7 protein-coding genes, 1 pseudogene and 1 other annotated feature are annotated in these 8,970 nt (G+C 44.2%); of the genes and pseudogenes, 2 read left to right on the top strand and 6 right to left on the bottom strand.

The features are described from left to right. The 5 genes and pseudogenes from BP97_RS40170 to BP97_RS0112545 all read right to left on the bottom strand — a co-directional run. Nucleotides 1–144: pseudogene (locus tag BP97_RS40170) on the bottom strand (IS5/IS1182 family transposase); the annotation flags it as partial. A 133-nt stretch (nt 145–277) separates the two neighbouring features. Beyond that, nucleotides 278–565 carry an Fpa/YlaN family protein gene (locus BP97_RS0112560; protein WP_028549419.1) on the bottom strand — a complete coding sequence of 96 codons (288 nt, stop codon included), beginning with the start codon at nt 563–565 and terminating at the stop codon, nt 278–280. A 217-nt stretch (nt 566–782) separates the two neighbouring features. Then, complete coding sequence (locus BP97_RS0112555; RefSeq protein ID WP_028549418.1) at nt 783–1,031, bottom strand: HPr family phosphocarrier protein; 249 nt, start codon at nt 1,029–1,031, stop codon at nt 783–785. Between the two features lie 90 nt (nt 1,032–1,121). Beyond that, on the bottom strand, nt 1,122–2,237 hold the full coding sequence (locus BP97_RS0112550; RefSeq protein ID WP_028549417.1) for an aminopeptidase: 1,116 nt from the start codon (nt 2,235–2,237) through the stop codon (nt 1,122–1,124). Between the two features lie 31 nt (nt 2,238–2,268). Then, on the bottom strand, nt 2,269–2,862 hold the full coding sequence (locus tag BP97_RS0112545) for a TVP38/TMEM64 family protein (protein WP_028549416.1): 594 nt from the start codon (nt 2,860–2,862) through the stop codon (nt 2,269–2,271). A gap of 357 nt (nt 2,863–3,219) precedes the next feature. Between BP97_RS0112545 and rpsD the strand changes: the two genes are divergently transcribed. Further along, nucleotides 3,220–3,819: a 30S ribosomal protein S4 gene (gene rpsD / locus BP97_RS0112540; RefSeq protein WP_028549415.1), complete on the top strand. Its 600-nt coding sequence runs from the start codon at nt 3,220–3,222 to the stop codon at nt 3,817–3,819. A 134-nt stretch (nt 3,820–3,953) separates the two neighbouring features. Here rpsD and tyrS read toward each other — a convergent pair whose 3' ends face one another. Further along, the gene (gene tyrS / locus BP97_RS0112535) at nt 3,954–5,207 is read right to left on the bottom strand and encodes a tyrosine--tRNA ligase (protein ID WP_028549414.1); all 1,254 of its coding nucleotides are present in this window, start codon (nt 5,205–5,207) and stop codon (nt 3,954–3,956) included. Nucleotides 5,208–5,256: 49 nt separating this feature from the next. Next, nucleotides 5,257–5,559, bottom strand: a binding site (T-box leader). A 187-nt stretch (nt 5,560–5,746) separates the two neighbouring features. On the opposite strand from tyrS, the gene BP97_RS0112530 reads away from it, so the two are divergent. Then, a complete protein-coding gene (locus tag BP97_RS0112530; protein ID WP_231506286.1) occupies nt 5,747–8,899 on the top strand; it encodes a transglycosylase domain-containing protein in 3,153 nt (1,050 codons plus the stop codon). Nucleotides 8,900–8,970: the final 71 nt, after the last annotated feature.

The raw sequence follows: 8,970 nt of genomic DNA, 5'->3' as shown, positions 1-8,970 counted from the left end.
AGAGTAGAGGTGACGGACCTTTTCATCTATGAAGGAAAAATCGATGTACTTATCAATCTTGCGGAGCATATGATCAGCTGGAACTAAATCTTCAATGGATACCAGCTCGTAGTTTTGTTGTTTATCTCGATTCGAACGCAGCATACCCTACACCTTCCGTTATCAATGTTACAATAATTATACCATATTAACGCGGTGCTGTATTGAATTAACTGAACAAAAGAAAAGCTGTCGAGACTTACTTTCTCGACAGCCTGAGTAGCCTTCAATTAGAAGGCTACTCTTTTTTGTTTAATGCCTCATACAACTGGGCTAAGTTACGTTCGAGCTTAACCAAGATTTGTTTGCCTACTGTCTCTGTAATCAAATCCGCACGTATAGCAAAGTCAATCTCTCTCGATAAACCATACATTTGTGTATCTAACACCTCTTCATACAGAGGACATTTACGTGTCGTTAAATTCTCCATCTGCACTTCAATGAGCTTCTCAATTTTATCTGCATCCTCTTGAAGAAGATAAAGGGCTTTTTGTGATAGGCCAAGTAACAATTCGGATGATGACATCAAGCTTTCCCCCCTGTACGTACGAGTTCATAGCTTAATATTAGTCGAAATCGCCTCAATACACAAGAGAGCGGAGCATCTACTTTTATACTTGTCTCATTTTTCCTGTTCTATCAGGCTAAATTGCAGTCTTTCATCGTGCTGATGAAGCTCTTTAATGGTAATAATAATTAAAAACGGTATTTCCATCCATGGATGGAAATACCGTTATGTAGAACTAATCTTGAATGCTATTAATTTGCAGGTTATGCTTTGCAAATACGTCAGCCATTGCTTTTTTAGCTTCTTCTGCGTCTGGACCATGAACATGGAGATCATAGTTGCTGCTTGTCAACAATGTTGTGAACAAGCCTAAGATGCTTTTTACATCGATATACTTATTATCATACTGTAAAACAATAGATGATCTAAATTTGTTAGCGGTTTGTGAAATTTCTACAATTGCAGCGTTGTTAGCACTTGACATATCGAATCCCTCCATGCAATCAATAACATTTGATAAACGAATAAATCGCTTACTTTTTATGATACATTGGAAAGGAATAACACGCAACTACTATTTCAAATGTTCAGGATTTAACCCTTCAAGCTCCGGAATGACGAACCTTCCATCTTTACGGATCAACACATCGTCAAAATAAACTTCCCCGCCGCCGTACTCTGGTCTTTGAATCAGCACGAGATCCCAGTGAACCGAGGAACGGTTGCCGTTATCCGCTTTCTCATAGGCTTGACCCGGAGTAAAGTGAAGGCTTCCATCAATCTTCTCATCAAATAATGTATCCTTCATCGGGGTTGAAATATACGGGTTGAACCCAAGACTGAACTCACCGATATAACGTGCGCCTTCATCGGAATCCAAAATTTTGTTCAATCGCTCTGTGTCATTACAGGTTGCTTCTAGAATTTTACCGTTCTCAAAACGGAAAGTAATGTTCTCAAATGTAACTCCCGATTTCACCGAAGGCGTGTTGTAATGAATGACTCCATTGACAGAGTCCCGTACAGGGGCTGTGTATACCTCACCATCTGGAATATTCCGTCTTCCACAGCATTTTACCGAACCGATATCTTTAATTGAGAACTGAATGTCGGTTCCCGGTGAAACTATACGTACTCGATCCGTACGATTCATTAATTCCTGGAGAGGATTCATCGCATCAGACATTTTAGCGTAGTCGAGATTACAAACATTAAAGTAGAAGTCTTCGAACTTCGCCGTGCTCATCGTAGCCAGTTGAGCCATAGAAGCATTAGGGTATCGAAGAACGACCCAACGGGTCTGCTTGACGCGCTGCTCCATATGTACCGGCTTGCTGTAATACATTTCGTACAGCTTCATTTGTGCTTCCGGAACATCTGACATCTCACTGACATTGGATCCGCCACGGATACCAACATAGCAATTCATGTCCTTCATGCGCTTCAAATCCATTTCAGCCCAATGCTCGATTTGTTCCTTAGTTGCCGATTGCAATACAGCGCTTCTAACGGCAGGCTCAACTAATTCGACAAAGGGTTGTCCTCCGCGGGCATATACTTCCTCTATAAGACATTTAACGATTTCCCGCTCGGAGCCGATCATTTCGATCAATACCTTCTCACCGGGCTGCACATCTAATGAGTATGTTACAATATTTTTTGCCAACTGCTGTAATCTAGGATCACGCATATTACAGGCCTCCTTCTCCATTTAGGTTGCTCTAAGTTGATTTGTTGTTTTCGTTGTCAAACCATTTCTTCTTATAAATATTGCCGATGACTAGCAGGACGACAAAAATAAGCACCAACAGTGTAAGTCTGCCCTTATTGTGGCTAAAATGCAGCAAATCGTGCCCAATCAGTGATTCTAATAAGATCATGGGCAGTTTGCCAACAATGGTACCCAGCACAAAATCTCGAGTCCTTACTTTCATTACCGCTGCCGCTAGATTGATCCCAAAGGAAGGCAGAATAGGAATTATCCTTGAAATCGCTATGTAAAGAAATCCGTTTTGTTCAAGCTTTTGATTGAATTTCTCAATATACGCATAGTGTTCCAGTTTTTTTTCTACCCAGTCTCTTGCATAGTTGCGTGCAAACCAAAATGCGGTTATAGCTCCCAAAACGGACATCGAATAATTGACTATAAACCCGATCCACAATCCGAATAACAACACATTGGCTCCTGCAATCACAACAAAAGGAACAAACGGCACCACCGTTTGCAAATAAGCCAATATCGCCCCTGCCAGATGTCCCAACAGTCCCCATGATTGCAAAATGTCGGACAAGTGCCGGACATTCCATTCGGCCAAAGAACATTCCCCCTTCTACATTATATCATTGTACCACTTTTCAGATTCATTTTCATAATAAGTAAGCAGTGAAAAAAGTGCTTAGCCTCCTTCAAGTTAGAGGCTTGGACCACTTGACATCAATAGGCAATTTCTTATAGAATTAGAAGTCGAGATAAGTATGTTTACTCTTACAAGAATTCATACTTATGGTGGAAGCATGTGTCACCCTCACAGATTTTGTTGCTGACAGGACAGCGGCTGAGATTCTTGTCAGGTGCCGGGTATAAGCCCAGGGCTTTAAACAAAATCGAGCATATGTTTCACCCGAGGAATACAACAACCCACCATTCTATTTATTAAAGGAGCTCACAATACATGTCACGTTACACAGGTCCTAAATTTAAACTTAGCCGTCGTTTGGGTATTTCCCTTAGCGGCACAGGAAAAGAATTGAAACGCCCATTCCCTCCAGGACAACACGGTCCAGGACAACGTAAAAAAATGAGCGGCTACGGCATTCAATTGCAAGAGAAACAAAAACTTCGTCACATGTACGGCATGAACGAGAAGCAATTCCGTAACTTGTTCGATAAAGCTAACAAGATCCAAGGTATTGCCGGTGAAAACTTCATGATCCTGTTGGAAAGCCGTTTGGACAACCTGGTTTACCGTCTTGGCTTTGCTAACTCCCGTGCAGGCGCGCGTCAATTGGTTTCCCATGGTCACATTACTGTAAACGGTAAAAAAGTCGATATCGCTTCTTACACTGTAAGCACTGGCGATGTAATCGGTCTTCGCGAAAGAAGCCGCGGCTTGTCTTCCGTTAAAGAAGCTTTGGCTAACCGCAACTACTTGCCAGCTTACTTGGAATACAACGACGCTGCTGTTGAAGGTAAATTCACGCGTCTTCCTGAGCGTTCCGAATTGCCACAAGAAATTGACGAAAAACAAATCGTCGAGTTCTACAGCCGTTAATTTTTGGCTTACGAGCTGCCCTTCATTTATGGAGGGCAGTTTTTATTTGGCTTACATAAATAAAATAAGAGGTTTCCCTCCATCCGACATTGCTGCCGACTTCGAAAGGAAACCCCATGATATTTGATACAAATCTAAACGAATTTTGCCAGGTAGTAATTTTTCTTACCACGACGAATGACGATGTACTTCCCTTCCATCCCATCACTTGGCTGAAGAACTTTATCCAGTTCGGTCACTTTCGTTCCGTTAACCGATACCGCGCCGCTTTCGATATCCTGTCTCGCTTGACGTTTAGAAGGCGCCGCATTGACAGAGAGCAACAGATCGATAAGTGCCGTGTCTCCGCTAATTTCTGCGGATGGAACGTCTTGGAACGCATCTTCAATCTCGCGGCCGGTCAAGATGCTGACATTACCGCTGAACAGAACTTCAGAGATTTTAATTGCACTCAATGCCGCTTCCTCTCCGTGCACCAATTCCGTAACTTCTCTAGCAAGTACGCGCTGAGCTTCACGCTTCTCAGGACTTGTGTTTACCTGCTCCTCCAAACGGGCAATCTCCTCATGCGACAGGAATGTGAAGTATTTCAAAAATTTCACTACATCATTGTCGTGAGTGTTAATCCAGAACTGGTAGAATTGGTACGGAGACGTTTTGTCAGGATCGAGCCAGACAGCTCCGCCGGCGGTTTTACCGAACTTAGAACCATCGCTTTTCGTCACAAGCGGCATGGTCAAGCCGAATGCCTTGTTGCCCGTAGATTTACCGATTAGCTCCAATCCTGCTGTAATATTGCCCCATTGATCGCTTCCCCCTACTTGCAGGGAGCAGTTGATATCCGAATTCATCCGGTAGAAATCATATGCTTGCAATATCATGTAGCTAAATTCAGTAAACGAAATCCCGTTGCTTAAACGTGAGTCGACGCTGTCTTTAGCCAGCATGTAGTTAACGGAGAAGTTTTTACCGATATCTCTCAAGAATGTTATCACGTTCAGATTTCCGAGCCAATCATAGTTGTTAGCCATACGGGCAGGATTCACGGTCGATTCAAAATCGAGGAAACGCGATAGCTGATTACGAAGTTTTCCCGTCCATTCTTCTACGATATCCGACGTGTTCAAGGAACGCTCCGTTGATCTTCCGCTCGGGTCACCGATCAAACCGGTACCTCCGCCTACTAGAGCAATCGGAAGGTGGCCTGCCATCTGGAATCGTTTCAAACACAAGATTGGAAGCAAGTGTCCAATATGGAGACTGTCTGCTGTCGGATCAAAGCCTGCATAAAGAACTACCGGCTCCTCACTCAATTTTTTGGCCAAGCCTTCTTCATCAGTCAATTGTTGGATTAAACCTCTGTACTGCAGTTCTTTTAAAATATCCATCTTCTCTGACTCCCTTTCTTCTTAAAATACAAAAAAGCCTTCTCATCCACAAAGGGACGAGAAGGCTGTTGCTCGCGGTACCACCCTAATTAAAGCTGAGAAATTCGAATTCTGTATCCGACAGATACACTCGGCATTCTCTGCTTTCACTTTGAAACGATAACGGGTCAGACCCGGCAGGAAGTTACTTACGTTAGCAAAAGGCTCGCCGGCGATTGGCCCCCCTTTGCTCATGTTCTCTTCCCCTGCTCCGGACGGTAATTCGAATTAAGGCCAACTACCGATTCGCACCAACCATCGGCTCTCTGAAAGCTTGATTCCTTATTCTACTGCTGCGCGGCATAGGGTTATCACCCTTCCGTCGGCATGTCCTTCTCAGCATTTGTCATATGCGATTAAAACAATTTATATCATAAGTAGGATTCGGTTGTCAAACGTAATTGTCATCCAATCGTCAGGGACGTCATTGACCACGCTTTCCATCTTTATGGTATAATAAACTACGTATGTTTTCCAATTTCGGGAGGATTTCTATCAATATGGAGATGGAGAAAAAAGAAAGCAAGACCAAAGATGTGCTATGGAACATCGGCAAATATACACTTATCACGTTAAAATGGATGTTCATTGTGTTTATCATCGCAGGGTTTCTAGGAGGCGGTGCCGCCTTCGGTTATGTATCTGCGCTGGTCAAGGAAGATCCTGTCCGCAGCAAGGAGAGCATGATGACGCAGGTGCAAGAAAATGCGCTCACCGGCTTCGTATACTTTAACGATGATACCGTTATCGGGCAGCTGCGCTCAGAGGAAGACAGGCGAATGGCCGAGCTCAAAGATATCCCTCAGCAGATGCTGGATGCAGTATTTGCCATCGAGGATAATCATTTTTATGAGCACCATGGAATCGACTTCAAAGGGCTGGCGAGAGCCGTAGTCCAAAAGCTGCTAAGAGAAGATGTGCAAACCGGGGGAAGCACTATCACTCAGCAGCTAGCGCGGCGCGTATTTTTATCGTTGGACCGTGAAGACAGCCGAAAAGCGAAAGAAATCTTTTTATCCTTGCGGATGGAGCGTCTCATGTCCAAGGACGAAATACTTCTAGCCTACATGAACAAAATTCCGTACGGTAACGGATCTTCAGGCTACAATCTTTATGGAATCAAGGCTGCTGCCAAAGGGATTTTTAACATTGACGATTTAAAAGATCTTAATATCGCACAATCGGCCTATTTGGCTGGTTTGCCTCAACAACCGAGCAATTATTCAACCTTCACAAGCAAAGGGCAATTTGACGGAGCCGCCTTCAAAAGAGCCGTCGCAAGGCAGCAGCTCGTTCTACGACGTATGCTGGAGGAAGGAAAAATCAACTCCGATCAGTACCAAGAAGCACTCAATTTCGATTTGCGCAAATCGCTTGCTGAACCGGCCAAAAAAGCTTATTCAACTTATCCTTATCTCATGCTGGAGGTCGAGAAAGAAGCAGCCAAAACGCTATTGAAGGTACAGGATCCCAAACTTGCAGCGCAGTCAAATACTGACGCATACAACGAAGCACTAAAAAATGTGCAAGCGCAAATGAACCGCGGTGGCTATCAAATTTATACAACCATCGATAAAGACATTTACGATTCGATGCATGTGATTTCAGACAATGCTAAAAATTTCACACCCGACGACCCGACCAAAGGCATGGAGCAAGTCGGCGCTGTAATGATGGATAGTAAGACCGGTGCTATTCTCGGTATGATCGAGGGCCGTGATTTCTTTAAAGAGCAGCTTAACCATGCCACACAAGCATTCCGTCAACCGGGCTCTACGATGAAACCGATAGCCGCTTATATCCCGGCGATTGAAAAAGGGGCTATCCAACCGGCTTCAATCATTGACGATGTACCTATTATTTTGAAAGACGGCACAAAGGTCGGCTATCACATCCCTGAGAACTGGGACGATCGATATCACGGCTTAATTACAGCAAGAAGAGCATTAGATCAATCCTATAACATTCCAGCCATCAAGCTGTTTTTGGATGTTGTCGGTATTAAAGAAGCATGGGATTTCGCCAAAAAAATGGGGATCTCCACCATAACAAAAGAGGACTACGTTGCACAAACCGGTGTAATCGGTGGCTTGAGATATGGCGTATCCGTAAAAGAGTTAACCAACGCTTACTCCACCATCGGCAACAAAGGTGTACATAACGATGCGTTCATGATTCGCAAGATTACAGATTCCAATGGAAAGATCGTATATGAGCATGAGCTCCAACCGACCACCCTGTTCTCTGAACAAACGGCTTATTTGATGTCCGACATGATGCGAACCGTTATTACTTCCGGAACGGCAACCGACTTAATGAGCAAGTTCAAGCATTACGGTAAAGTGCCGATCGTAGGGAAGACGGGCTCCACGCAAGATGATGCGGACGCTTGGTTCATGGGCTATACACCGGACATTACGCTTGGAGTCTGGATAGGATATGATTCGCCTGTATACAAACTAAGCAAAAAAACGGGTGGAACCAACCGTGCGAAGGATATTTGGGCATTATCCATGGATGCGGCCATTGATAAAAAACCGGACTATTTCAAAACCAAATCGTTCGCTCGCCCGGATAATATCGTGGAAATGACCGTGTCTAGCTTATCGGGTAAGCTTCCGAGCGAAGCGACTTCCAAAGCAGGCAAACTTGTTACCGATCTGTTTAATAAAAAAGACATTCCAACAGAAGAAGATAATGTGATGGTGAAGCTGCCGATTATTTCATACAACGGTATTAACTATATCGCTCAGCCTTCTACACCACAGGAATTCGTTCAAGAGAAGACTGTTATCAAAAGAGAAAAATCACTTGGCGCCTTGATGAAGGAACTGCAGAATGTTATTCCAAAGCTGCCGCAGGATAAACGCCAATCACTTGAAATGTATCGACCAACCGACTATAACGAGGATGCCCCTTCCGAGACGGATCCGCGCAATGATGACGGTAAGGCTCCGGTCGCTCCGACGACCGTAGTGGCAACCCACTCCGGGGATACGAGTGTGGTCACGTTCCAAGCGAGCGCTAGCGAAGATGTAGTTGGTTATCGCTTGTATAAATCCGTTAATCACGGTACGTTCCAACGCGTAAATAACAAAATTATTCTAGCCGGAGATGAAACGAAATTTACAGAACAAACCAATGCCTCTAGTGCTATAGGCTACTATGTCACTGCTGTAGACGTTGCCGGTAATGAATCCATCCCTAGCAAAGGTGCTTACACAGACGGAACTAGTAAGGATTTATTGCTTATGACTCCCGATGATACTGGCGGTCTGATTCAGGGAGGCACTGGGAACAACAACGGTTCAGGGGCTGCTGAGAACAATGGAACAGCCACTCCAAATCCTAGCCCTAGCCCGAGTCCAGGACCCGCCAAAGAGAAGCCTGCTACACCATCCGGCGTAACAGTCAAAGCAAGTGGCGCAGGTATCGTTATCAATTGGAAAGCTAACGCAGACAAAGATAAAGTAAAGCAGTATGTCATCTATTTCAGTGACAAAGAAAACGGCAGCTATTCAAAGCTTGGTAATGTGGCCAATGGTACGGAGTTCCGATATTATGCTTCAGGCTACGAGGGCTATTATAAAATAGCTGCCGTCAATGAGCTTGGCGAATCCAAGGCCACGGCTCCAGTCCATTTTAAAAAGTAACCTGATATACAAGAAGCAAAAAAAACACCCTATAAGAAAATGGAGCCACATAAGGTGAGCTCCATTTCTTA

Origin of the sequence: Paenibacillus sp. UNC451MF (assembly GCF_000686845.1) — a bacterium.
Taxonomy (GTDB): Bacteria; Bacillota; Bacilli; order Paenibacillales; family NBRC-103111; genus Paenibacillus_S.
Note: the sequence above shows the minus strand (reverse complement) of the source record. Positions and strands in the feature narration are given on the sequence as shown.